Annotated in this window: 26 protein-coding genes; 25 read left to right on the forward strand and 1 reads right to left on the reverse strand. The window is 47.8% G+C overall.

Annotated elements, in window-relative coordinates:
- Positions 1-137: 137 nt before the first annotated feature.
- From KNQ13_RS10825 to rsmI, 9 genes are read left to right on the forward strand one after another with little or no spacing between them, the layout of a single operon-like run.
- Complete coding sequence (locus KNQ13_RS10825; RefSeq protein WP_236624351.1) at positions 138-1,559, forward strand: aminotransferase class I/II-fold pyridoxal phosphate-dependent enzyme; 1,422 nt, start codon at positions 138-140, stop codon at positions 1,557-1,559.
- Complete coding sequence (tmk, locus tag KNQ13_RS10830; protein WP_014969081.1) at positions 1,556-2,194, forward strand: dTMP kinase; 639 nt, start codon at positions 1,556-1,558, stop codon at positions 2,192-2,194. Before KNQ13_RS10825 ends, tmk begins: the two co-directional genes overlap by 4 nt.
- Positions 2,191-2,520 carry a cyclic-di-AMP receptor gene (locus tag KNQ13_RS10835; protein WP_014969082.1) on the forward strand — a complete coding sequence of 110 codons (330 nt, stop codon included), beginning with the start codon at positions 2,191-2,193 and terminating at the stop codon, positions 2,518-2,520. Before tmk ends, KNQ13_RS10835 begins: the two co-directional genes overlap by 4 nt.
- On the forward strand, positions 2,520-3,512 hold the full coding sequence (locus KNQ13_RS10840; RefSeq protein ID WP_014969083.1) for a DNA polymerase III subunit delta': 993 nt from the start codon (positions 2,520-2,522) through the stop codon (positions 3,510-3,512). Before KNQ13_RS10835 ends, KNQ13_RS10840 begins: the two co-directional genes overlap by 1 nt.
- Positions 3,513-3,518: 6 nt before the next feature.
- On the forward strand, positions 3,519-4,349 hold the full coding sequence (locus KNQ13_RS10845; protein WP_014969084.1) for a PSP1 domain-containing protein: 831 nt from the start codon (positions 3,519-3,521) through the stop codon (positions 4,347-4,349).
- The gene (yabA, locus tag KNQ13_RS10850; protein WP_014969085.1) at positions 4,346-4,708 is read left to right on the forward strand and encodes a DNA replication initiation control protein YabA; all 363 of its coding nucleotides are present in this window, start codon (positions 4,346-4,348) and stop codon (positions 4,706-4,708) included. The genes KNQ13_RS10845 and yabA overlap by 4 nt, the downstream gene beginning before the upstream one ends.
- A 49-nt stretch (positions 4,709-4,757) precedes the next feature.
- Positions 4,758-5,495 (forward strand): tRNA1(Val) (adenine(37)-N6)-methyltransferase, encoded by a 738-nt coding sequence (locus KNQ13_RS10855; RefSeq protein WP_026830502.1) that lies wholly within the window; start codon positions 4,758-4,760, stop codon positions 5,493-5,495.
- On the forward strand, positions 5,488-5,760 hold the full coding sequence (locus tag KNQ13_RS10860; protein ID WP_014969087.1) for a GIY-YIG nuclease family protein: 273 nt from the start codon (positions 5,488-5,490) through the stop codon (positions 5,758-5,760). The genes KNQ13_RS10855 and KNQ13_RS10860 overlap by 8 nt, the downstream gene beginning before the upstream one ends.
- On the forward strand, positions 5,744-6,598 hold the full coding sequence (gene rsmI / locus KNQ13_RS10865; protein ID WP_014969088.1) for a 16S rRNA (cytidine(1402)-2'-O)-methyltransferase: 855 nt from the start codon (positions 5,744-5,746) through the stop codon (positions 6,596-6,598). Before KNQ13_RS10860 ends, rsmI begins: the two co-directional genes overlap by 17 nt.
- Positions 6,599-6,637: 39 nt before the next feature.
- Here the strand turns inward: rsmI and KNQ13_RS10870 are convergent, their stop codons facing one another.
- Entirely contained in the window at positions 6,638-6,934 is a 297-nt protein-coding gene (locus KNQ13_RS10870) for a transition state genes transcriptional regulator AbrB (protein ID WP_014969089.1), read from the reverse strand.
- Positions 6,935-7,274: 340 nt separating this feature from the next.
- Here KNQ13_RS10870 and metG point away from each other — a divergent pair, with 340 nt between their 5' ends.
- The 16 genes from metG to KNQ13_RS10950 all read left to right on the forward strand — a co-directional run bounded on the left by metG (position 7,275) and on the right by KNQ13_RS10950 (position 25,537).
- The gene (gene metG / locus KNQ13_RS10875) at positions 7,275-9,230 is read left to right on the forward strand and encodes a methionine--tRNA ligase (protein ID WP_026830503.1); all 1,956 of its coding nucleotides are present in this window, start codon (positions 7,275-7,277) and stop codon (positions 9,228-9,230) included.
- A 59-nt stretch (positions 9,231-9,289) separates the two neighbouring features.
- Positions 9,290-10,057, forward strand: a complete 768-nt coding sequence (locus KNQ13_RS10880; protein WP_026830504.1) for a TatD family hydrolase — start codon at positions 9,290-9,292, stop codon at positions 10,055-10,057.
- On the forward strand, positions 10,054-11,346 hold the full coding sequence (locus tag KNQ13_RS16125; RefSeq protein WP_026830505.1) for a 3D domain-containing protein: 1,293 nt from the start codon (positions 10,054-10,056) through the stop codon (positions 11,344-11,346). The genes KNQ13_RS10880 and KNQ13_RS16125 overlap by 4 nt, the downstream gene beginning before the upstream one ends.
- 66 nt (positions 11,347-11,412) lie before the next feature.
- Positions 11,413-11,973: a ribonuclease M5 gene (gene rnmV / locus KNQ13_RS10890; protein ID WP_081809576.1), complete on the forward strand. Its 561-nt coding sequence runs from the start codon at positions 11,413-11,415 to the stop codon at positions 11,971-11,973.
- Entirely contained in the window at positions 11,970-12,848 is an 879-nt protein-coding gene (gene rsmA / locus KNQ13_RS10895) for a 16S rRNA (adenine(1518)-N(6)/adenine(1519)-N(6))-dimethyltransferase RsmA (RefSeq protein WP_014969094.1), read from the forward strand. The genes rnmV and rsmA overlap by 4 nt, the downstream gene beginning before the upstream one ends.
- A gap of 84 nt (positions 12,849-12,932) precedes the next feature.
- Positions 12,933-13,172, forward strand: a complete 240-nt coding sequence (locus KNQ13_RS10900; protein WP_012368950.1) for a Veg family protein — start codon at positions 12,933-12,935, stop codon at positions 13,170-13,172.
- Between the two features lie 96 nt (positions 13,173-13,268).
- Positions 13,269-14,129: a 4-(cytidine 5'-diphospho)-2-C-methyl-D-erythritol kinase gene (gene ispE, locus KNQ13_RS10905; protein ID WP_014969096.1), complete on the forward strand. Its 861-nt coding sequence runs from the start codon at positions 13,269-13,271 to the stop codon at positions 14,127-14,129.
- A gap of 69 nt (positions 14,130-14,198) precedes the next feature.
- Positions 14,199-15,038 carry a pur operon repressor gene (gene purR / locus KNQ13_RS10910; RefSeq protein ID WP_014969097.1) on the forward strand — a complete coding sequence of 280 codons (840 nt, stop codon included), beginning with the start codon at positions 14,199-14,201 and terminating at the stop codon, positions 15,036-15,038.
- Positions 15,039-15,199: 161 nt separating this feature from the next.
- Positions 15,200-15,511, forward strand: a complete 312-nt coding sequence (spoVG, locus tag KNQ13_RS10915; protein WP_026830507.1) for a septation regulator SpoVG — start codon at positions 15,200-15,202, stop codon at positions 15,509-15,511.
- A 167-nt stretch (positions 15,512-15,678) separates the two neighbouring features.
- Complete coding sequence (glmU, locus tag KNQ13_RS10920) at positions 15,679-17,028, forward strand: bifunctional UDP-N-acetylglucosamine diphosphorylase/glucosamine-1-phosphate N-acetyltransferase GlmU (protein ID WP_026830508.1); 1,350 nt, start codon at positions 15,679-15,681, stop codon at positions 17,026-17,028.
- Between the two features lie 63 nt (positions 17,029-17,091).
- Positions 17,092-18,048 (forward strand): ribose-phosphate diphosphokinase, encoded by a 957-nt coding sequence (locus KNQ13_RS10925; RefSeq protein WP_014969100.1) that lies wholly within the window; start codon positions 17,092-17,094, stop codon positions 18,046-18,048.
- Positions 18,049-18,165: 117 nt separating this feature from the next.
- Entirely contained in the window at positions 18,166-18,723 is a 558-nt protein-coding gene (pth, locus tag KNQ13_RS10930) for an aminoacyl-tRNA hydrolase (RefSeq protein WP_014969101.1), read from the forward strand.
- Between the two features lie 55 nt (positions 18,724-18,778).
- Positions 18,779-22,294 (forward strand): transcription-repair coupling factor, encoded by a 3,516-nt coding sequence (gene mfd / locus KNQ13_RS10935; protein ID WP_026830509.1) that lies wholly within the window; start codon positions 18,779-18,781, stop codon positions 22,292-22,294.
- Positions 22,291-23,841 (forward strand): polysaccharide biosynthesis protein, encoded by a 1,551-nt coding sequence (locus KNQ13_RS10940; protein WP_014969103.1) that lies wholly within the window; start codon positions 22,291-22,293, stop codon positions 23,839-23,841. The genes mfd and KNQ13_RS10940 overlap by 4 nt, the downstream gene beginning before the upstream one ends.
- Complete coding sequence (gene yabN, locus KNQ13_RS10945) at positions 23,838-25,268, forward strand: bifunctional methyltransferase/pyrophosphohydrolase YabN (RefSeq protein WP_209548352.1); 1,431 nt, start codon at positions 23,838-23,840, stop codon at positions 25,266-25,268. The genes KNQ13_RS10940 and yabN overlap by 4 nt, the downstream gene beginning before the upstream one ends.
- Complete coding sequence (locus tag KNQ13_RS10950) at positions 25,265-25,537, forward strand: RNA-binding S4 domain-containing protein (protein WP_014969105.1); 273 nt, start codon at positions 25,265-25,267, stop codon at positions 25,535-25,537. Before yabN ends, KNQ13_RS10950 begins: the two co-directional genes overlap by 4 nt.
- The last annotated feature ends 44 nt before the right edge of the window (positions 25,538-25,581 follow it).

Raw genomic sequence — 25,581 nt, forward strand, 5'->3', positions numbered from 1 at the left:
AGTTAAGCACTTGAACGCCGAAAGTAGTTGGGGGCTTCCCCCTGTGAGGATAGGACGTTGCCAGGCCATTGAAAGGACCGATCTGCATACAGCAGGTCGGTTTTTTTGTAGTTTAAATCAGGAAGGACTGTACGTATATGAAAGGTCGGATGCCGATTGTCGAAGCACTGTATGCTCATGTAAAAAGAAAAGCTACTTCTTGGCATGTTCCTGGTCATAAGAACGGAACATTACTAAAAGACTTACCTTCTTTTTTGGAATGGGATAAAACAGAGTTGAGTGGTTTAGATGATTTTCATCATCCCGAAGAAGCCATTTATGAGGCAAAACTTTTGTTACGTCAAATCTATGACGCCTCAGACAGCCATTTTCTGGTGAATGGATCGACTGTCGGGAATTGGGGGATGTTAGCGGCTGTTGCGAGTCGTGGCGATCGTATATATGTTCAGCGTAATTCACATAAATCTGTTTTTAATGCATTAGAATGGTTAGGTTTGTCACCTATTTTAATGGAGCCAGAATACCATCACACAACAGGAATCAGTGGTAATGTTTCACGTGAAACATTGGAAGAAGCATTAAAGCTTTATCCGGGGGGGACAGCGGTATTTTTGACGTCGCCGACCTATTATGGAGAGACCGCACAGATCAAAGAACTGGTTCAATTGACGAAGTCGCACAACTTACCCTTACTCGTTGACGAAGCACATGGGGCTCATTTTGGTGAAGCGTTTGGTATTTCTTCCGCATTTGAGTTAGGTGCAACAGCCGTCGTGCAGTCGGCACATAAAACGTTACCGGCGTTAACAATGGCTGCTTGGATCCATGAACGTTTCACGAATAACGAACGAAGAAAATTAAAGCATGCGCTCCAGGCTTTTCAAACCTCAAGTCCGTCCTATCTGCTGATGGCTTCGCTCGATTTTGCTCGTAATCACCGACAACAGTGGACAGGTCAACAGATGGCAGAAGTTCGTTTTAGTCATGAATTGTTTCATCAACAAATCAATCAACTTGATGGTTTAAAGGCGTTTACCTTTGAAGATTGGTCACGAATGATTCTATCCCACTCCAATCATTCCGGGAAAGAATTATTGGATGCTTTGGAGAAACAGGGACTTGATGCCGAATTTGCACTTGGCGATCATGTTGTTTGTATTTTGCCATTGCGAATCTTGCCAAAATTAGAACGTGAGGTTTGGATCATACAAATTAAAACAGCACTCGATACGATGAAAGCAAAAGGAATTCCAGATAAAAGGTATATCGGACAACCCATTATGGGTAAAATAAAAGTATCGTCACTGGCATGCCCACTCGATCAGTTGGAATGTTTTGAAGGAGTCGAACAATCTTTTGAAGAAGCAGTGGGTTCGATAGCACTGGAAACTATCATTCCCTATCCGCCGGGGGTTCCGCTAATCCTACGTGGAGAACGGGTGACGTTGGAACATATCACTCTGATTGAGCAGTATATAACCGCATCGATTCATCTACAAGGTGGAGAACTTCTACATGAAGGCAAATTGCGTGTGATACAGGAAGGAATTATGGAATGACAGGAACATTTATTACTGTCGAAGGTCCGGATGGTGCCGGAAAAACGACGCAATTACAATTACTTGCAGAACGGTTGACAGCCGAAGGATATGATATCGTGATGACACGTGAACCAGGTGGGACACGAATTGGAAATGAGATTCGCTCCTTGATTTTAAATCCTGCATTCAGTGAGATGGATGAGATGACTGAGATCTTGTTATATGCCGCCTCACGGGCGCAACATGTCAATGAATTGATTCGTCCGGCCTTGGCGGCAGGGAAGATCGTTTTATGTGATCGCTTCATCGATGCTTCGATTGCCTATCAAGGTTATGGGCTTGGTTATTCCATCGAACAAGTTCGGACAATCAATCATCAAGCCACAAATGGATTAGAACCCGATCGGACCTATCTGTTTGACTTGACGGTCACAGATTCCAAGCAACGGATGATGGAACGAGGAGCACTCGATCGAATCGAACAACGGGACGATTTGTTCCGCCAACGGGTGTATGAAGGTTTCATGACATTAGCAGAGCAGGAGCCGGAACGGATTCAGCTAGTCAATGCCAACCAATCAATCGAAGTCTTACAAAACAACTTATGTCAGGATCTACTGACTTATCTAGAGAAAAGGGAGAGATTATCATGAAAATGGTCATTACGATTGTTCAAGATAAAGATAGCTTACGTCTAGCAGAAGCACTGGTGGAAAATGATTTTCGAGCGACAAAACTAGCGACGACCGGTGGATTTCTAAAAGAAGGAAATACGACGTTCATGATTGGTGTTCAGAGCGAACGTTTAGACGACTTGATGCGGTTAATCAAAAAAAACTGCTCGAGCCGCGAACAGATGGTTTCACCGATCTCACCGATGGGTGGTCATGCCGATTCATATATTCCATATCCGGTTGAAGTTCAAGTCGGCGGGGCAACTGTCTTTGTCTTACCGATCGAAGGGTTCCATCAATTCTGATGCAGACATTCCATGAACTAGGACAAACACAATCCGTCATCGCGACGATTTTACAAAATTCACTACGTGCGAATCGGATTAATCATGCTTATATCTTTACTGGAGACTATGAGCCGCTTCTTTTGGAGGCGGCTCAGTTGTTCGCCAAAAGTCTGTTCTGTGAACATCGCGATCAAATCGAACCGTGTCAAACGTGTCGGAGTTGCCGCCGGATGGACAGTGGGAATCTCGTCGATTATTATCAAATCGAGCCAGACGGAGCGACCATTAAAAAAGAACAGATTCAGCAACTGATGCATGACCTCTCATTACGGGGGCTTGAGGGAGATCGACAAATCTATGTCGTGACACAAGCGCATAAGATGACACCACAAGCAGCAAATAGCTTATTGAAGTTTTTTGAAGAGCCGGGTGCTGGAAAAGTGGCAATTTTAATTACGAATCAACCCCAGCTTTTGTTACCAACGATTCGTTCGCGGGGGCAATTACTGAGTTTTCGTCCCGCAGATCGTTTGTTGATTGGTCAAGTCTTGTCTGAAAAAACAGGACGGGACAGCGAATTAACGCAACTGGCAGCACGTGTTTATCCTAAAATAGAAGATGCAGAGCAGGCATTAATCGAAGACTGGTTTGTAAATGCGCGAGGGACAGTGGTACAATTGATGGAGGAATTAGCGAATCGTCCGGCCGATTTACCTTTGTTTGTCCAGGAAAAATGGATCAGTCAATTCAAGAACCGGCAAGATGCTCGGATTGGTCTAGAACTTGTGACGTGTTTTTTTGAAGATGTTCTACATCTCAAACTAAATCCGTCATGGGAAATGATCACCTATGCGAACAGCCGACCATTACTGGAACAGATGGGTGGGAAAAGTCAGACGACGATCACACGGTGGCTACAAGCAGTACTCGCAGCCGTTAAACGGATCGAAGCAAATGTTAATCCTCAATTAACAGTTGAGCGTCTCATGTTTGACTTACAGAAAGGGTAGAGCGATATGCTAAAAGTAGTAGGCGTTCGCTTTAAAGAAGCGGGCAAAATTTATTATTTTGCACCTGGACAAGAGTCATTATCACGAGGACAGGCAGTCATCGTTGAGACGGTACGGGGCATTGAATATGGTGAAGTTGTCATTGCCGATAAACAAATGGACGAAGATGATGTGGTCTTGCCACTGAAAGCCATCCTTCGCGTCGCAGATGATAAAGATGCGATGATTGTCCGTGAAAATAAAATGGCGGCGTTTGATGCGCACGCTGTCTGTGTCGAAAAAATTCGGGAGCACAAACTCGATATGAAACTTGTCGATGTCGAATATACATTTGATCGAAATAAAGTCATCTTTTATTTCACAGCGGAAGGTCGTGTCGATTTCCGTGAACTCGTCAAAGATTTAGCGGCTGTCTTCCGGACACGAATTGAATTACGCCAGATTGGTGTACGCGATGAAGCGAAACTGCTTGGCGGAATCGGTCCGTGTGGTCGTGTGCTGTGTTGTTCTTCGTTTTTAGGAGAGTTTGAGCCGGTGTCAATCAAGATGGCGAAAGATCAGAACTTATCCTTGAATCCAACAAAAATTTCTGGTGTCTGCGGTCGTTTGATGTGTTGCTTAAAATACGAAAACGATACGTATGAAGAAATGCGACGGGATCTACCGGATTACGGAAAACGTCTGACCGTTCCTGAAGGGGAAGGACGGGTCGTTGGTCTGAACATCCTCGATCAAATCGTTCAAATCGAACTAAAAGACCGTTCCCGGGTCCTCACATATTCGATGGAAGAATTATTATCTGTCGGTGCCGTAAAACAAAAACGACCAAAAGAATGACGGGGTGCATACGCGTGGAGAGAGTCGATAAAAAAGAAATCATTACGCGTGTCGATGCGATCGAGCAACAGATTCATTTGCTGACGGAGCATCTGAGCGTGTTAAAGGATCAGCTTGCTTACATGATGGAGGAGAACCAACACCTGTATCTTGAGAATCACCACCTCCGCGAGAAGGTAGAGCGTGACGAACAACAACCGGTTACAGAAGAAGCACAGGCTGAAGCAGGCATCGGTGCGGGGTACGATAATCTAGGACGATTGTATCAAGAAGGATTCCATATTTGTAACCTGCATTATGGTCAAGTCCGTAAAGACGGAGACTGTCTGTTCTGCTTGTCCATGTTAACGAAACATTGAGAGGCTGACTTCCTAGGAGTCAGTCTTTTTTTCAGAAAGGAAGAACAAGATGACTGAATTATTACCGGATGAACGACTGGACCATCTGCTCGGAAAAGAAGGGCGGATCATCCAAAGTCCAACCGTGTTTTCCTATTCCCTCGATGCGGCGTTACTTTCCCAATTCGTCTGGGTTCCAATCAAACAAGGGCAGTTAGTCGACTTATGTGCCGGCAATGGCGCCATTCCTTTGTTTTTGTCATACCGAACGAAAGGGACGATCACAGGGCTTGAAATTCAACCTCGTCTGGCTGGGATGGCGCGACGGAGTATTCAGTTGAATGACAAACAAGATCAACTGAAGATGGTGGAAGGGGACGTCAAGGAAGCAGGAAAACTGCTCGGATATGGTCTTTATGACGTCGTCACCTGTAATCCGCCGTATTTTTTAGCGCACGCATCGTCTAATCGAAACCTAAGTGAACATTATACGATTGCGCGTCATGAAGTACTCTGTACGCTCGAAGACTGTATTCGATCAGCGGCAGATTTACTCAAACAAGGGGGCAAGACAGCTTTTGTCCATCGACCGGAACGTTTGCTCGATATCGTCACCTTGATGCGCCAGTACCGGATTGAACCAAAACGGATGCAATGGATTTATCCGAAACAAGGTAAGGAGGCCAACATGTTATTGATCGAAGGGATCAAGGATGCTAAACCAGGTCTAAAGGTGTTGCCTCCGTTCATCGTCTATGAACAAGATGATACGTACACGCTACAGATGCGGAAGCATCTCGATGTCTAATCATACGGTCTATATCGTCCGTTGCCAAGATGGTACGTTGTATACAGGATATACCGTCGATGTTACGAAACGTCTCGCGACGCATAACACGGGACAAGGAGCGAAGTACACCCGGGCACGGCTCCCTGTTGTTTTGATTTATACAGAAACGTGTGCTACGAAGTCGGAAGCCTTGAAGCGGGAATATGCGATTAAACAATTGACGCGCACGAAAAAGGAACAACTGATTCAAGAAGGGAGGTCGTCTCATGAAAGCGACCAGTAGTTTTAAAGGACAGACGAATGGTCTGTATATCGTTCCGACTCCGATCGGAAATTTAGAGGACATGACATACCGGGCCGTTCGTATTTTACAAGAATCCGATCTCGTCGCGGCAGAAGATACACGCCAGACGATAAAGTTGTTTAATCACTTTGAGATTGATACGAAACTCGTCAGCTATCACGAACACAATAAACAAGTCAGTGGAGCACGGCTACTGGCAGACTTACAAGCCGGAAAACAAGTTGCACTGGTCTCGGATGCCGGAATGCCAGGCATTTCTGATCCAGGAAGTGACTTGATCCGGGCTACGATTGAAGCGGATATCCCGGTCGTCGTCTTACCGGGCGCGAATGCAGCCTTGACGGCACTCGTCGCATCCGGTCTTGCGACAGAACGTTTTCTGTATTATGGTTTTTTACCACGGAAGAAAAAAGAGCGCCGCGAGGCCCTGGAAACAGTTCGCTATGAAAGTGGAACGCTAATCTTCTACGAAGCACCCCATCGCTTAAAAGAGATGTTAGGGGCGTTACGGGATGTATTAGGGGACCGCCAGCTGACGTTAGCCCGCGAACTGACGAAACGCTATGAAGAATACATTCGTGGTTCGGTCACGGAAGCACTGGACTGGGCCGGAGAAGACGTACGCGGTGAATTCGTCGTCATCGTCGAAGGATCAACGGAAGAACGTCCAAGCGACATCGAGCAAGAAGCGGATCCGTTGCAACAAATCGAACGGTACATCGAACAAGGCGAAAAACCGAATGCTGCCCTGAAACGAGTTGCCAAGGAGCGGGGACTCGATCGTCAGGAATTGTATCTACGTTATCATGAATCCTAAAAAAAAGAAGCGACTCCGCTTGGAATCGCTTCTTTTTACTTATTCGTTTCCTGCGTAATGACGATCGAGGAAATCTTTTAACTCAACGAGGACACGCTGTGCGCCATCTGGAGAGAGAATCAATTTACCGTCTGCCAATTTGAAGTTATCATCTGATACTTCACCGGTTACTTGGCAAGTCATGTTTGGTTTGTATTTTTTAAGAATGATCTGCTCGTTGTCGACATAAATCTCAAGAGCATCCTTCTCTGCGATTTGAAGTGTCCGACGAAGTTCGATTGGAATAACTACCCGGCCAAGCTCGTCTACTTTACGTACAATACCTGTTGATTTCATTTTGTTGTTCCTCCTCTGATGTCTAGGTTCTCTTTGTTTTTGGAAAATCGTCAAAATTCGACATCACTTCTATAGAATGTAGAATACTAAACTTTCCAAAAGTAGTCAACCAATCTGAATAGCTTGAAATCAAAATGTCATTTATTTCTCAAAAAAACCATATCTGAAACGATTTATTAATAGAATTTCCCTTTTTAAAGGAAATCAAACTATTGAGTGTGTTTTTTTGTAATTTGATGTCTGATGTCAAAAAATGTTTGGATTCGACAAAAAACGAGTTTCGACATGGGGGCTAGAACAGCGTATAATAATGGAATGAAATACAGAACGGAGGAATATCATGGCAAAAACATTTTATATCACAACACCGATTTATTATCCTAGCGCAAAGCTACATATCGGTCATGCCTACACGACGGTCGCGGGAGATGCGATGGCTCGTTACAAACGGCTTCAAGGTTTTGATGTTCGTTACTTGACGGGGACGGACGAGCACGGACAAAAAATTCAAGAAAAAGCTAAAGAAGCCGGTGTATCCGAGCAAACGTTCGTTGACGGAGTCGTCGAACAGATCAAAGTGTTATGGGATCGGCTCGATATTTCGTATGACGATTACATCCGGACAACAGAACCGCGCCATAAAGAAGTCGTCGAACGGGTATTTGAGACATTGCTCGAAAAAGGGGACATTTATCTCGGCGAATACGAAGGCTGGTATTCTGTTCCGGATGAAACGTATTATACGGAATCGCAGTTAGTGGATGGAAAAAGTCCTGACAGTGGTCACCCGGTCGAACTCGTTCGCGAAGAATGTTATTTCTTCCGGATCAGCCAATACGCGGATCGCCTAGTTGAGTACTATGAAGCGAACCCTTCGTTCATTTTACCAGAATCCCGGAAACATGAGATGATCAATAACTTCATTAAACCCGGTCTCCAAGACCTCGCCGTCTCGCGGACGACGTTTGATTGGGGTGTCAAGGTCCCATCGAACCCGAAACATGTCGTTTACGTTTGGGTTGACGCATTGACGAACTATATCTCGTCACTCGGCTACGGAACGGATGACCAAGGCAATTTCGACAAGTATTGGCCAGCCGACGTTCATCTGGTCGGGAAGGAAATCGTTCGTTTCCATACAATCGTTTGGCCGGCCCTGCTGATGGCGCTCGACTTACCACTTCCGAAACAAGTCTTCGCACACGGCTGGTTGCTAATGAAGGACGGAAAGATGTCGAAATCCAAAGGGAACGTCGTAGATCCGATTCCGATGATCGACCGGTACGGACTCGATGCGTTACGGTATTATTTGTTACGTGAAGTTCCATTCGGATCGGATGGTATGTTCACACCGGAAGCATTCGTCGAGCGAATGAATTTTGATCTCGCAAACGATTTAGGGAACTTACTGAACCGGACGATCGCGATGATCACAAAATATTTCGATGGCGTCATTCCGACGTATGCTGGAAACGTCACACCATTTGATGAGACATTGTCGACGCTAGCACAAGAAACGGTCGAGAAGGTCGAAGCATCGATGGAACACATGGAATTTTCAGTCGCCTTGTCGCATATCTGGCAACTGATCAGCCGAGCGAACAAGTATATCGATGAGACACAACCATGGGTACTCGCGAAAGATGAAACGAAAACAGCTGAACTCGCTTCATCGATGGTCCATTTAGTAGGGGCATTACGTCATGTTGCGATCATGCTCCAACCGTTCATGACACGGTCACCAAAAGAGATGTTCCGTCAGCTTGGACTCGAAGGACAACCGATGGACTGGACAGCACTTGAACAGTTCGCTGCAATCAACGAAGGAACAAAAGTCGGCGTCGCTCAACCGATCTTCCCGCGTCGTGACATGAAAGAGGAAGTCGAAGCCATCGTTGAAATGATGAAACAGGCGTCTGCTGCTCGTGTCGAAGAAGAGACAGTCGAAGAAGAAGTGGATGCTGACGTCCGCCCAGAAACGACGATTGATGTGTTTGATCAGATTGAACTACGGGTCGGTGAGGTCGTCACGGCTGAAAAAATCAAAAAGGCCAAAAAATTGCTGAAGCTAACCGTCGATATGGGCAAAGAAACACGTCAAATCGTGTCGGGGATTGCCGAATGGTATGAGCCGGAAGATTTAGTAGGGCGTAAAGTCATCGTTGTCGCCAACTTAAAACCGGTTACGTTACGTGGCGAATTGTCACAAGGTATGGTGCTAGCTGCTGAAAAATCAGGTAAGCTTGAACTAGCCACGGTACCATCGACGATGGCGAACGGGGCAAGTGTAAAATAATTCAGATGCCTGTGGACTTGATGTCACAGGCATTTTTTTGAAAAAAGGAGTCGAACTTTATGTTGATTGATACACACACACATTTGAATTCTGATCAGTTTGATGGAGATGTTGATGAGACGATTGAGCGGGCACGCGCCAATGGTGTTTCACCGATGATCGTCGTTGGATTTGACCACAAGACGATCGACCGGGCGATGGAGCTCGTCGAACACTATGATGATCTCTACGCAGTCATCGGATGGCATCCTGTTGATTCGATTGATTTTGATGACGCCGCTTATCAGAAAGTCGAACGTTTGATGGACCATCCGAAAGTCGTCGCATTAGGAGAAATCGGTCTTGACTATCACTGGGATACGTCACCGAAAGACGTTCAAGAAGAAGCGTTCCGAAAACAGATTCGCTTGGCAAAACAAAAAAATAAACCGATCGTCATCCATAACCGTGAAGCGACGGAGGATACACTTCGGATTTTGGAAGAAGAAGACGCAAAAGAAGTGGGAGGAATCCTTCACAGTTATAGTATGAGTGCAGAATTACTCCCCCGTTGTTTAGCGATGAACTTCTACATCTCGTTAGGCGGACCGGTGACATTTAAAAATGCGAAGACACCAAAACGTGTGGCGCAGGAAGTGCCACTTGATCGTTTGTTGGTCGAGACGGACTGTCCTTATCTGACACCCACACCGTACCGGGGAAAGCGTAATGAACCGGCGTATGTCCGATTCGTGGCAGAAGAGATCGCACAGCTGCGTGGTATGATGTATGCCGATATCGAACAAGCGACCACTGAAAACGCGAAGCGCGTCTTCCGGCTTCCATGATTCGATCGATAGCGTATATGACGATCGGCTGTACATTGCTTCTGATCGCAAGTGTATTGTATTTGGCGATGGACCACCCGCGTGACATCACGATCATGGTGGATGGTCGGGAAACGAAGATCGAGACGCTCGAGACGTCGGTCTATGGTGTCTTGAAGGAAGCCGGCATTTCAGTTCGGGCACAAGATGAAATCGAACCGGCACTCAGTGCGGATCTTCCGGACAATGAGTTGATTGTCATTCGTCCCGCAAAAGAAATCACATTGATCATGGGATATGGAGAAGCACAAACCATCCGGACGCAAGCACGCCGAGTCGATGATCTATTAAAAGAACGTGGGATCGAGCAGATGGAGACGGATGACATCTATCCGTCGAAGGATGCCGTCTTGACGACTGGAATGACGGTCCGATACCGTGAGGCGTTCCCACTTGAATTGATCGTAGAAGGAAAGGCTCGTTCACTGTATACGTATCAGACGACGGTACGTGAGCTCCTCGCGATGCAAGGGATCAAACTTCAACCGGAAGACAACGTCTCTCCGGGTCTTGATACGGTCGTCGTAAAGGACATGCTCGTCACGGTCAATACGACACGACGCGCCGTTCTGACGGAAGAACAATTGTTACCGTTTGAAGTCGAGACGATTGAAGACGAGACGTTACCGGCCGGTGAGCAATTGGTGACAAAAGCGGGGCGTCCCGGCATCCGGACACAAAAGTATCAGTTGACGCTCGCTGACGGACTGAGTAAAGAAAAGAAATTGATCACAAACAAAATCACGAGCCAGCCGGTCAAGCAAGTCGTCAAAGTCGGGACGAAGCCGGTCGCATCCGTCGAGGCAGTCGAAACGACACCGGCTCCGGTCTTTGATACTGAAAAAGCGACGGTACCTTTAGCGGAAGCACCTAAAGCAGCCACGGATCTAGACTTTAAAAAAGCGAAAACCCTGATGGTCGAGGCGACCGCTTATACGAACGATCCTGCTTCGAACGGGAGTCGGCTGTATGATGGACGCGCCTTGACGGCGACGGGGTATGACGTGACGGATACGATCACCTATCAAGGATTACCGATCATCGCCGTTGATCCAAAAGTCATTCCGCTCGGGACAAAAGTGTATGTCGAGGGGGTAGGTCTTGCGATTGCCCTCGATACCGGTGGTGCCATCAAAGGGAATAAAATCGATGTCCTCGTTGATGGAGAGACGACCGCTAAACAGTTTGGTCGAAAGACGATCCAAGTCTGGGTCATTCCTAACGAGACGACAGCGGAAGCGGGCAATTGACGCTTCCTTGTTTTTTTTATCAAAACAGGTACAATTACGGAAGTGTTTGAAGAAGGTGGAGAAGACATGATGCGGGAACGCTTAAAAGAAGTCATCGTCGTCGAAGGACGCGATGATACGACACGGTTACAAGAAGTATTCGATGTCGATACAATCGAAACAAACGGGTCTGCCGTCAACGAGCAGACGTTACAACGGATCGCAAAAGCGCTTGAACGTCGTGGTGTGATCGTCTTTACGGATCCTGATTTTCCAGGAGACCGGATTCGGGCACGGATCAACGAGCGGGTGCCGGGCTGCAAGCAAGCCTACCTGCCACGGGCCGATGCGAAAGACAAACGCGGGAAAATCGGAGTCGAACACGCTTCACCGAAAGCGATTGAACGGGCACTGGAAGCCGTCTACGAAACAGAAGAACACCATATCGCGGAAGTGACGCGGGAGATGATTCTTGCAGCCGATTTGATTGGTGGACCGGCCGCCTCAAAACGTCGGAAACGACTTGGACAGGTGCTTTCGATCGGAGAGCCAAATGCCAAACAATTGGTCAAACGGGTGGCATCGATCCGGATCACCAAACAAGAATGGGAAGACGCGTTGAAACAGATAGAGGAGGAACAAGATTGAAAGACATCGCTACATTGCACCGGACTAAGGAAATCCTGGCGAAACACGGATTTTCATTCAAAAAGTCCTTAGGGCAAAACTTTTTAATTGATTTAAACGTACTCGGTAACATCGTCGGCGCCGCCAACTTAACACCTGACAGTGGAGTGCTTGAGATTGGTCCCGGTATCGGTTCGTTGACGGAACAATCAGCGAAACAGGCGAAAAAGGTCGTCGCACTCGAAATCGATCAACGGTTATTACCGATTCTCGAAGATTCGCTCGCCCCGTATCCCCATGTCAAAGTCATCCACGGCGATGCGCTCGAGCTCGATCTTGAGACAATCGTCGATCAAGAGTTCACACAACAAGGCATTACCGATCTTGCCGTCGTCGCCAATCTTCCATATTATGTGACGACGCCAATCATCATGCGCATTCTTGAAGCGCGGACTCCATTCCGGACGCTCATCATGATGATTCAAAAAGAGGTGGCTGAACGGATTGGCGCGAAACCCGGGACAAAAGCCTATGGTTCGCTATCGATTGCGATTCAATACTATGCGGAGGCAGAAGTCTGCTTTACCGTCCCGAAACATGTGTTCATACCGGCACCGAACGTCGATTCAGCTGTCATTCGCCTGAATATCCGAAAAGAACCCGCCGTCAAGACGCTCGATGAGAAATTGTTCTTTGAAGTGACACGTGCGAGTTTCGCGCAACGCCGAAAAACGATTTTAAATAACTTGTCGAGTCATTTCGGAAAAGCAGAAAAAGAAGCGGTCGAAGCAGCGTTACATGAAGCGGGGATCGATCCCCGCCGCCGTGGTGAGACACTGAGCCTGCAGGAATTCGCACAGCTAGCCGACGCACTTTTACCGATTAAAAAACGTTGACGGTAGACAAAAGAACGGATATAATATTCGCTCTTTCTAATATTTAATTCATATGCTATAATAAATATTAGTGAGGTGAAGCGTATGCCAAAGACGTTGAACGAAATCAGACATGTGTTTGAAACACATGTTGGTGAAAGACTGACGCTAAAAGCAAGCGGCGGTCGTAAAAAGGTCGTAACCCGAATCGGAACGCTCGTTGAGACGTATCCATCGGTGTTTGTAGTCAAGCTAGACGCAGAGCGCCACAATGTCGAGCGAGTTTCTTATAGCTATGCCGACGTGTTAACAGACTCCGTACAAATCGAATTTGCGAATTCGTAAACTTACCTTCCGAAGCGGACAGAAATGTTCGCTTCTTTTTTTGTGCAAAGGTTGATACAATTCGTACAGGATACGTACTAGAGGAGGAACGGCACGATGACGATTATTGTAAAAGCTCCAGCAAAAATCAATTTAGTATTGGATGCGACGGCGAAACGTCCGGACGGTTATCATGATGTACATATGGTGATGACGACAGTTGATTTGGCAGACCGGTTGGAATTGACGGAATTACCTTCTGGTGAAATTCGGATGAATGCGCAACATGCGTATGTACCGAACGATGAACGGAATTTAGCGTATAAAGCGGCGGCGGTTTTAAAGGAACGGTTTAACATCCGAAGTGGAGTTGAAATCTATCTCGAAAAACATATTCCGGTCGCAGCCGGTCTGGCCGGCGGCTCAAGCGATGCGGCCGCGACGTTACGTGGCTTGAATGAGTTGTGGAAACTGGATTTGACGCTCGAACAGTTAGCAGAGATCGGGGCTGAAGTCGGATCGGATGTTCCGTTTTGTGTGATGGGCGGGACGGCGATCGCGACGGGACGCGGGGAACAGCTTGAAAAATTAGTATCCCCTCCACCCTGTTGGGTCGTCCTTGCGAAACCGACGATTGGTGTGTCGACGGCGGATGTCTATGGAGCCCTTGATCTGACGACAGCGGAGCGACCGGATGTCGAGGCGATGATCCAAGCCGTCAAGGCGCAGGATTTCAATGGCATCTGTGACGCACTCGGAAATGTGTTGGAATCGGTGACGTTACCGATGCATCCGGAAGTCGAACAGATCAAAGCGTTCATGACGAGTTGCGGGGCGGAAGGTGTTTTGATGAGCGGAAGTGGTCCTACTGTCTTTGCGCTGACGGAACACGAAAACCGAGCGCAACGTCTGTACAATGGCTTACGAGGTTTTTGTAATGAAGTCTACGTCGTTCGTCTTTTAGGGGAAAATCATTGATAAATTCCGTATGAAAATGATATATTCACTAGTGAATATTCGGAATTACGGAGAGGTGGAACGATTTAGATGAAAATTCGGAGAAGTGGTCGGTTGGTAGACATGACACGTTACCTGCTGGACCATCCGCATCATCTAGTCTCATTGACGATATTCGCGGAGCGTTACAAATCTGCGAAATCTTCGATCAGTGAAGATTTAGATATTGTCAGTGAAATGTTAGAGCATGAAGGCACAGGGCGACTCGTGACGGTCCCGGGAGCTGCCGGAGGGGTCATGTTCATTCCGACATGGAGTAGCGCAAAGGCGTTACCGTTCATCGATGAGTTATGTGAACGTGTAGCACGGCCGGATCGATTACTGCCAGGTGGGTATCTCTACTTAACAGACTTGCTCGGAGATCCACGAATGGTGAAACAGATGGGGCAAGTGTTCGCCTCTGTCTTCAGCCAGAAAAAGGTCGATGTCGTCATGACGATCGCGACAAAGGGAATTCCGTTAGCTTACGCCGTCGCCGAACAGTTAGGTGTGCCGTTTGTGATCGTCCGCTCGGATAGCCGGGTCACGGAAGGTTCGACCGTCAGCATCAACTATGTGTCCGGTTCATCAAAAGCAATTCGGACGATGGCGCTCGCACGACGCAGTTTGCCCCGTGGTGCCAATGTCTTACTGATCGATGATTTCATGAAGGCCGGCGGAACGATTCGCGGCATGATGAGCCTCCTCAGTGAGTTCGAAGCGAACGTAGCCGGAGTCGGTGTACTGATTGAAGCGGAAGGTGCCGAGAAAAAGATGGTCAATGAGTATGTCAGTCTGATGAAGCTTGCCGACGTCGATGTCGATCTTGGACAGATTCAAGTGAAGCGTGGGAACGTCGACCAGTATTTCACAGATGGTGACAATATCTAAATTTGACACACATTTTTTTTGTAACTATACTGTAATTATCAAACTTTTGGAAATTATGCGTAAAATGATTGGCAAAAGCTAAACCTTTGAATGTTTTAAGCCGTAAGTAGAAGTAGACAACGAAGAGTTGTGACAACGGTTATAAAAGGGGTGCGGACAAAATGAATGTCACCGACGTCAAGATTCGTCGCGTCGTAGCTGAGGGTCGAATGAAAGCACTGGCCTCGATTACGCTCGACCACGAATTCGTGGTACATGATTTACGCGTGATCGAAGGGAACAGCGGTCTTTTCGTCGCGATGCCGAGTAAACGAACACAGGAGGGCATCTTTCGTGATGTCGCCCATCCAATCAATGCATTAATGCGAAAAAAGGTCGAAGATTCAGTATTAGAAGCATATGCGGTACGCGAGGATCAGGACGAGACGTCAGAGCGTGAACTGACGGTGCTCGAAGTCACCGATCATTCGTAATTCAACGGACAGGTCCCTAGCGATGGGAGAACCTGTCTTTTTTTGCGTATTTTCGTGATTTCTGCTCTCCCCTGTGATTGATTCGTCGCGCCATTTTCGTTATAGTGGGAACGAGTGGACTATTTCAGAACGAAATCATCACTAATTTATATGGAGGAGCGACAAGGATGAATCATTTCGCGGTAATTCTAGCAGCGGGTAAAGGCACTCGGATGAAATCAAAGCTCTATAAAGTACTTCACCCAGTAGCTGGGAAGCCTATGGTACAACATGTCGTTGATCAATTGACGACACTCGGTGTCACACGTCAAGTCGTCATCGTCGGTCACGGTGCAGAGGCTGTCAAAGAAGTGCTCGGCACATCGGTGGAATATGCACTTCAAAGTGAGCAGCTTGGCACGGGTCATGCTGTTCAGATGGCGGAACCTGTACTGGGTCACGAAACGGGTTCGACTCTCGTCGTGTGTGGGGATACCCCACTCCTAACAAGTGCGACGTTAGAATCGTTGCTGCAACATCATGCCGAAACAGGCGCGAAAGTGACTGTTTTGACGGCACATGCCGATGATGCAACGGGCTACGGACGAATCGTCCGTGGTGAAGACGGAAACGTCTCGAAAATCGTTGAGCATAAGGATGCGAACGCAGAAGAACTTCTCATCAGAGAAATCAACACAGGCACGTACGTGTTTGATAATGAAATGCTTTTCGCAGCGCTAAAACAAGTCAAAAACGATAACGTCCAAGGTGAATTCTATTTACCCGACGTCATCGAAATCGCGAAAGCCGACGGCGAAACGATTGCCGCCTACGCAGCATCGACGTTCGAAGAGACGATTGGCGTCAATGATCGGGTAGCGCTTGCGCAAGCAGAAACATCGATGCGGAAACGGACAAACGAACATTGGATGCGTCAAGGTGTCACGTTCGTCGACCCTGCTTCAACGTACATCGGACCAGATGTGGTGATTGGTTCTGATACCGTCTTGTACCCGGGGACACAATTGCTTGGTAACACAACAGTTGGCTCGGAATGCATCATCGGACCGAACTCGGATATTCGCGATAGTACGATTGCAGATCACGCGGTTGTCCGTCAATCGGTTGTCACGGATAGTCAAATTGGACCAGCAGCACAAGTCGGTCCGTTTGCTCACCTACGCCAACAAGCGATCCTCGGTGCAAATACCCGTGTCGGCAACTTCGTTGAAGTGAAAAAATCAACGTTTGGAGAAGGTAGCAAATCTGCACACTTAAGTTATGTTGGCGACGCGACGATCGGCAAAAACGTCAACTTAGGGTGTGGTTCGATCACGGTCAACTATGATGGAACAAATAAGTTTGAAACGGTCATCGGAGACGACGCCTTCATCGGCTGTAACGTCAATTTGATCGCCCCTGTCACGGTCGGTAAAAATGCGCTTGTCGCAGCAGGATCGACCGTCACGGATGATGTTCCTGACAATGGTCTCGCGATCGCACGGGAGCGTCAGACGACCAAACCGGATTACCGTTAATTTTATTCGTTCATTACCTGTCGCTCTACTCGTCTAAACCAAACAAATGGAGGCCACCTAACCATGTCTACTGTCTTAGAACATGAAATTCGTATTTTCGCACTTAACTCGAACAAACCACTGGCAGAGGAAATCGCTAAAGTCATCGGGATTCCTGTCAGCGAAAGTTCAGTCAAACACTTCAGTGATGGCGAAATTTCAATGAACATCGAAGAAAGCGTCCGTGGTGATGATATCTACATCATCCAATCGACAAGCCAACCGGTCAACGAAAACTTGATGGAGCTCCTCATCATGATCGATGCGTTAAAACGAGCTTCTGCTCGGACGATCAACGTCGTCATTCCGTATTACGGGTATGCGCGTCAAGACCGTAAAGCGCGTTCGCGTGAGCCGATCACAGCGAAACTCGTCGCGAACTTGCTTGAAGTCGCAGGGGCGACACGCGTCGTGACAATGGATCTCCATGCTGCCCAAATCCAAGGTTTCTTCGATATTCCAGTAGATCAATTAATGGGTGTTCCCTTGCTTGCTTCTTACTTCGAGAAGAAGAATATCGACCCGAACGAACTTGTCATCGTTTCTCCGGATCATGGCGGTGTGACGCGGGCTCGTAAATTAGCAGAACAATTAAAAGCACCGATCGCGATCATCGACAAACGCCGTCCGAAACCAAACGTCGCGGAAGTCATGAACATCGTCGGGCAAGTTGATGGGAAAATCGCCATCATCATCGATGACATCATCGATACAGCCGGCACGATCACGCTTGCTGCCAACGCGTTGATTGAAAACGGAGCAAAACAAGTCTATGCCTGCTGTACGCACCCGGTTCTGTCAGGTCCAGCGATGGAGCGAATCGAAAACTCGGCAATCGAAGAGCTTGTTGTCTTAAACACAATCGATTTGACGAAACGTGAATGTGCAAGCAAAATCAAACAAATTTCAGTCGCACGGTTGCTTGCAGAAGCGATCATCCGTGTCCATGAACAAAAATCAATCAGCCCGCTCTTTAGCTGATTTTAAACAGATATGCACGCCAAGGTCCGGTTTTTAGAAATCGGACCCTTGTGCGTTGGTGTTTTTCATCATCCAGGCGAGATGTGATTTTGTCTGTGAACTTAAGGAGGTGACGGTATGAAATGTATCGTCGGTTTAGGAAATCCAGGGGCCAAATATGCCAATACCCGCCACAACATCGGATTTTTGGCGGTTGATGCCTTGGCAAAAGAACATGGTATAAAATTAACGGAGTCGAAGTTTAAAGCAGTCTTCGGAACGGGAATGATGAAAGGGGAACGGGTCCTTCTCGTCAAACCATTGACATATATGAACTTGTCCGGTGAAGCCGTGCGACCGTTACTCGACTTTTATAAAATCGCGGTCGAGGACGTACTGGTCATCTATGATGACCTGGATCTTCCGCTCGAGAAGATGCGTCTGCGTTCTAAAGGAAGTGCTGGTGGTCATAACGGGGTCAAATCATTGATTCAACATTTAGGGACACAAGACATCAAACGGCTGAAGTTAGGGGTCGGGCGTCCGCCGGCACCGATCCAAGTCATTGACTGGGTCTTGATGCCATTTGCAAAATCAGAACAGGTGACGTTGCAACATGTGTTGGCTGATTCTGTAAACATCGCAACGGATTTCATCGATACGCCATTTTTAGCGTTGATGAATCGTTATAACTGAACAAAACGCTTTGGATGTCCAAAGCGTTTTTGCTGTCGTCCTAGGAGGGGAAACAATGAAACAACTACAAAATCTGTTACTCGGCATTCCGGAGATCAAAACCGTCCGGGAACGTTTCCGTGACGGGGTCAATGCCCAACTAATCACGGGACTGATGAACAGCGGAAAAGCATTATTCATCGCCGGCATTTACCAAGAGACGAAAAAAAGATTCGTCATCGTGACCCACAACATGTTCCAGGCTCAAAAATTATATGATGATCTAATTGAACTCGTTCCCGAGCAGGACGTGATGTTGTATCCGGTCGATGAGACACTTGCTGCAGAATTATCGTACGGGGCAAGCCCGGAACTCCGGGCGACACGAATCGAGACACGGCAACGTCTACTGACGACGGACGATGGGATTTTAATCATTCCGCTCGTCGGACTCAGACGATATGTCCCGACCGCGGCTGATTTTTTAGGGCATACGCACCGGATTAAACCGGGGGATGTTTTGTCGATTCCGGATTTTATTCAGGAATTGGTGGATGCCGGGTACGAACGGGCAGCTACGGTTACGACACCGGGCGAATTTGCCGTCCGCGGGAGCATCATCGATCTGTATCCGTTGACAGTGGAACGTCCTTACCGGCTTGATTTATTTGATGAAGAAGTCGACTCCATCTATACGTTTGATGCAGAGACACAACGTTCGCTTGGTGTCGTTGCGGAAGCATTGGTGCCACCGGCAGCGGAACATTTTGCGACGAATGACGGATTGCGTGCAGCGGGTGAACAGTTGCGTGGTCTTTATGAAGCGACGAAGCAACGTGTGCAGAGCACGGAAGTGTTGGTTGCCTTAGAAGAAGGAATCGCTTACGATGTCGAATTGCTCGAAAACGGGGAACGTCCGAAACAACTTCCTAAATATGCGCCGTTACTGTACAAAACCACCTTGCTTGATGATATTCGGGATACTGTTTTGATCGTCGATGAGGTCGCCCGGATTGAAGAAGCGGCCGAAGTCCAGGATACAGAAGAAGCGGAATGGATGGCTTCATTGATTGAACGGGGACAAAGCATCAGTGACTATACGTTATCGGTCCCGATGATGAAAGTCTTCCAGCAACGTCAACTGTTGTATTTATCGTTACTCCCGACACGACGCAGTGGTGTGCCGGAGAGTGCCGCCATTCACTTCAGCATCAAACCAATTGCTCCGTTCCACGGACAGATGGAACGGTTGAAGCAAGAAGTCGATCGGTACGGCCGGGCGGACATGTGGATGGTCTTTTTAGCGAGTAATCGCGAACGGGCGGAGCGGATGCGGCAAACGTTATCCGATTATGGGGTCGAAGCCTCGTTGCATACGACGGAAGATGACATCAAACGAGGACATCCCTCGATTTTAATCGGAGGTATTCACGGCGGTTTCGAGATGACGAATGCCCGTCTTGTCGTCATCACGGAAGAAGAAGTCTTTAAGCAACCGGCACGCCGCCGGAAACAAACGACTAAGCTGACGAATGCCGAGCGTATCAAAAGTTACCAGGAATTGAAGACAGGCGATTACGTCGTCCATATTCATCATGGGATCGGCCGTTATCACGGCATCAAGACGATTGATGTCGCGGGCAATCACCAGGATTATCTCCATCTGATTTATGCCGGTGAAGACTCGTTGTACGTACCGGTCGACCAAATCGATTTGATCCAAAAGTATGTCGGCGCGGAAGGCAAGGAACCAAAGATTTATAAACTTGGCGGTATGGAGTGGAAGAAAGTCAAAGCGAAAGTCCAAAAATCGGTCGAAGACATCGCGGACGAGCTGATTAAACTCTATGCGGCACGTGAAGCGGCGGTCGGATTTGCATTTCCGGAAGACGATGATAGTACACAGGCCTTTGAAGCCTCGTTCCCGTATGAGGAAACCGTCGATCAGTTACGTTCGATCGAAGAAATCAAAAAAGATATGGAACGTCCACGCCCGATGGATCGTCTCTTATGCGGTGATGTCGGTTATGGGAAAACGGAAGTCGCGATTCGAGCTGCCTTTAAAGCCGTCATGGCAGGAAAACAAGTGGCGTTGCTTGTTCCGACGACTGTTCTTGCGCAGCAACACTATGAAACGATGCTCGAACGATTCAGCGACTGGCCGATCAACGTGTCCGTCATGAGTCGATTCCGTTCAGCGGCAGAGTTAAAAGCAACGAAAAAAGGCCTGAAGGAAGGGACGGTAGATGTCGTCGTCGGGACACATCGTGTCTTATCGAAAGATGTCCAGTTTGCGGATGTCGGGTTACTCATCATCGACGAAGAACAACGGTTTGGCGTCAAGCATAAAGAACGTTTAAAACAGTTGAAAACGAACGTCGACGTCCTGACATTGACGGCCACACCGATTCCACGGACGTTGCATATGTCGATGATCGGTATCCGTGATTTGTCAGTACTTGAGACACCGCCAGAAAATCGTTATCCGGTTCAGACCTATGTCATGGAGTATGACGGAATCGTCATGCGCGAAGCGTTAGAGCGTGAACTTGGACGTGGGGGACAAGCCTTTTTCCTTTATAACCGGGTCGAAGGAATCGAGCGGAAAGCAGAAGAAATTCGTGCTCTTGTTCCGGAAGCACGTGTCGTGACGGCTCATGGTCGCATGACGGAAAGTGAACTCGAAAGCCAATTGATCGCCTTTTTTGAAGGGGACGCCGATGTGTTGGTCAGTACGACGATCATCGAAACCGGAATCGATATTCCGAATGTCAACACACTCATCGTCAACGATGCCGATCAGATGGGTCTGTCCCAGCTGTATCAATTGCGAGGACGTGTCGGACGTTCGAGCCGGGTCGCGTATTCGTACTTCACGTATCGTCCGCAAAAACGATTAACGGAAGTTGCGGAAAGCCGCCTGCAGGCCATCAAGGAGTTTACGGAGCTCGGTAGCGGCTTTAAGATTGCGATGCGTGATTTATCGATTCGCGGGGCTGGAAACTTACTCGGATCCCAACAGTCAGGCTTCATCGACTCGGTTGGATTTGATCTCTATTCCCAGATGTTGTCGGAAGCGGTCGAAGAACGAAAAGAACGGATGAAAGGGAAACGGAAAATCCAAAAATTCGTCCCGGACTTCACGTTTAGTCTGGATGCGTATATCCCAAGTCATTACATGGCAGACTCTGAATTAAAAATCGAGTTTTATAAACGATTGAAGTACGTCGATACACCGGACAGTCTCGAAGCACTGGAATCCGAGATGTTAGAACGCTTCGGAGAATTCCCAAGCGAAGTCGCTCGATTGATCCAGTTGACGCGAATGCGGATTTTCGCTGAGCGGGCTCGCGTCGAACGTGTCAAACAGACGGATCCGAAAATCGAGATCGTCTTGTCCGAACAGACGACACAGACGCTTGACGTTGCGGATTTCGTCAAATGGACCGTCCCGATCGGTCGTGGTCTTGGTATGGGCCAAGAAGACGGGAAATTGGTGTTGACGCTCAATCGTGGCAAACAAACGCTTCAACAGACAACAGAGCAGGCGGAACGATTACTCGCTGAGATTGATCGTCGGATCATGCAATGAATCAACGGATGACGATTGCTCAGGGGGCAGCTCTCCTGGCCATCTCAAGTTATGTGTCTAAATTGCTGAGTTTTTTTTACCGGATTCCTTATCAGAACATGGCGGGAGATTTCGGATTATATGTGTATCAAACCGTTTATCCAGTGTTTGCGATTGCGGCAGCACTTGGCATTTATGCATTGCCCGTCGTCGTCGCCAAGCTGACGTTACATCACCCGGAAGAGAAACGGGAAGTCTTATGGTCCATCTTTTTTGTTTTGTTAGTCATGTCTTTTGTACTCGGTACACTCGGCTGGTGGGTCGCTCCGGAAGTGGCGTTATTATTCGGGGATGCCCAGCTCGTCCAACCGCTCCGGGCAGTGACGCTTACGTTTTACCTGCTGCCGGTCATCGCTGTTTTACGAGGGATGTTCCAAGCGGATCTTGAGATGCGTCCGACGGCTTTTTCGCAAATTACGGAAAATGCCGTTCGTGTCTGCCTGTTACTACTCGTGACCTACTACGGCGTTCAAATGGGCGCCAATCCGTATCAAGTCGGAGCAGCGGCGCACATGACGGCCCTTGGTGGAAGTATTGCATCATTGATTTTATTGGTCCGTTTCGCTAAAGGACGGATCGGTCGTCCCGTCGTCTCGAAACGACATATTCGACGTGTCGGACGTGTTTTGTTGACAAGTGGTCTAGCTGTTAGTATTGCCTCACTCGCGTTGTTGTTGATGCAATTGATTGATGGACTGACCTTCGTCAACTTACTTGGAGATTCGCTTGAAACGAAAGTCGAAAAAGGAATTTTTGATCGCGGGTATCCATTACTCCAGTTCGCCATCTTGTTTGCGACATCGATCAGTCTCGCCAGTGTCCCGACATTATTGATGGAATACAGGAAACGAAATGATGCAGCGACGAAACAGCACCTCGAGACGTTGTTACGGTCGGGTTTGTTGATTGCGGCAGCGGCAACGGTCGGTCTAGTCGGAGTCATGCGGCCACTGAACATCGCCTTGTATCAGGACGATAACGGGACGGTGGCACTCAGTTGGTTGGCTGCGACAGCATTCACGGCCTCCTTATCAATGATTATCGTCTCCTGTCTCCAATCGGTGGATGCGGAAAAATATGCGTTCGTCGGAGTCGTCGTCGGTCTATCAGTCAAGCTAGGGCTCAATATCACTTTAATTCCGGCATATGGCATGTTAGGTGCTGGAATGGCGACATTTGGTGGATTTGCCGTCATGGCGGCAGCTCAATTGGTGTTGCTCAATCGTAAGTTTGGCCGAGTGACAGCTGGACGTTCCTTTTATGTCCGGTTATCGAAAGCGGTTGTCCCGATGGCCGTGTTCTTGTATATCATCGAGCAACTGTTTCGTTTATCCGGCTGGGAAAGCCGGTTCGGAGCGATGCTTGAAGTAGGTATACTTGTACTTGGTGGAGCCGGTGTTTTCTGTGTCTTTGCATTACGGACCGGCGTCTTATCGGAACGGGAATGGGCGTTGTTGCCATTTGGAGAAAAACTATATCGTATTCATCAACGTAGGGGGATCATATGACACATCAGATTACAGTCGTCGGCCTAGGAGTCGGTGAACTGGAACAATTACCGTATGGAATCTATAAGTTATTAAAAGAGACGAAGCAACCGGTCTATTTACGGACGGCAGATCATCCTGTCGTTTCAGAACTGATGGCAGAGGGAATGAAATTTACATCGTTTGATTTCATTTATGAGAAGCATGACCAATTCGAGGGTGTGTACGGTGAGATTGTGGCAACGTTGCTCGAGCAAGCTGTGACAGAACCAATCATCTATGCCGTTCCGGGTCATCCACTCGTCGCCGAAAGTACCGTACAACAATTACTCGCACAGACAGAAAACATCAACATCGTTGGTGGTCAAAGTTTTCTCGACCCGATGTTTGCTGCGGTCGGTGTGGATCCGATTGAAGGATTTCAGTTGTTGGATGCGACTGCGTTTGAGATTGACGAAGCACAAATTCGACAGCATCTATTGATCGGGCAAGTGTACGATCAGTTGGTCGCGGGGGATTTAAAAGTCATGTTGATGGAACGTTATCCCGATGAACATGACGTGACACTAGTGACGGCAGCTGGGACGAGTCAGCAACAGGTCACGACGGTTCCGCTTTATGAACTCGATCACGTGACGACATTAAGTAACCTGACGACGGTCTATGTCCCGCCCGTCACGGATCAAACGATCTTGAACCGTGATTTTACGACGTTAAAACAAATCATCGCAAGGTTGCGTGGAGAAGGTGGCTGTCCGTGGGATCAAGAACAGACACACGAGTCGTTAAAAAAACATTTAATCGAAGAATCCTACGAATTACTGGAAGCAATCGACCTTCAGGACGATAACTTAATGATTGAAGAATTAGGCGATGTCCTCCTTCAGGTCATGCTTCATGCCCAAATCGGTCTGGATGAAGGGTATTTTGATGTGCGAGACGTCATCGGTAGCGTCAGCGACAAGATGATTCGCCGTCATCCGCATGTATTTGGAGATGTGACCGTCGACTCGACCGCAGACGTCGTCACTAACTGGCAGGACATCAAAGCGCAGGAAAAACCGGAACGGATCCATCTGTTAGATGGTGTCACAAAAGGGGCTCCCGCTTTAATGCGTGCAGAACAGATTCAAAAAAAGGTCGCGAAGGTCGGATTCGAATGGGATACCGTCGCTGGAGCACTCGATAAAGTGCGGGAAGAAATCCAGGAATTGCAGGAGGCACCGGCAGCAGAGCGTTTAGGGGAGTTGGGTGATATCCTATTTTCATTAACGCTTGTCGGGAAGTACATGGAGTTATCTGCTGAAGAAGCGTTGCAACAGACGAATGATAAGTTCATCCGCCGTTTCAGACGAATGGAACAATTGGCAGATCGTCCGTTGACGGAACTTTCGTTATCGGAACAAGACGCCTTATGGAATCAATCAAAGCAGGAGGAACAGTCATGAGACTTGATAAATTTTTAAAAGTATCCCGTTTGATCAAACGCCGTACACTTGCGAAAGAGGTCGCGGATCAAGGTCGCATTACAATCAACGGTCTTGTCGCTAAAGCGAGCAGTACAGTGTCAGTTGGAGACGAGATGACGATCCGGTTTGGAAATAAGATCGTCACCGTACAAATTGATAGCATTAAGGAACATGCCAAAAAAGAAGAAGCTTCAGATATGTATCAAATCATTCGTGAAGAAAAAGTGAATTCCGAAGAATCGATGTGATTTGGTTGAAAAAGGAAGTATACTAGAGAGTGTCAGAGATGACC

Source organism: Exiguobacterium sp. s128 (genome assembly GCF_018618815.1).
Lineage (GTDB): Bacteria > Bacillota > Bacilli > Exiguobacteriales > Exiguobacteriaceae > Exiguobacterium_A > Exiguobacterium_A antarcticum.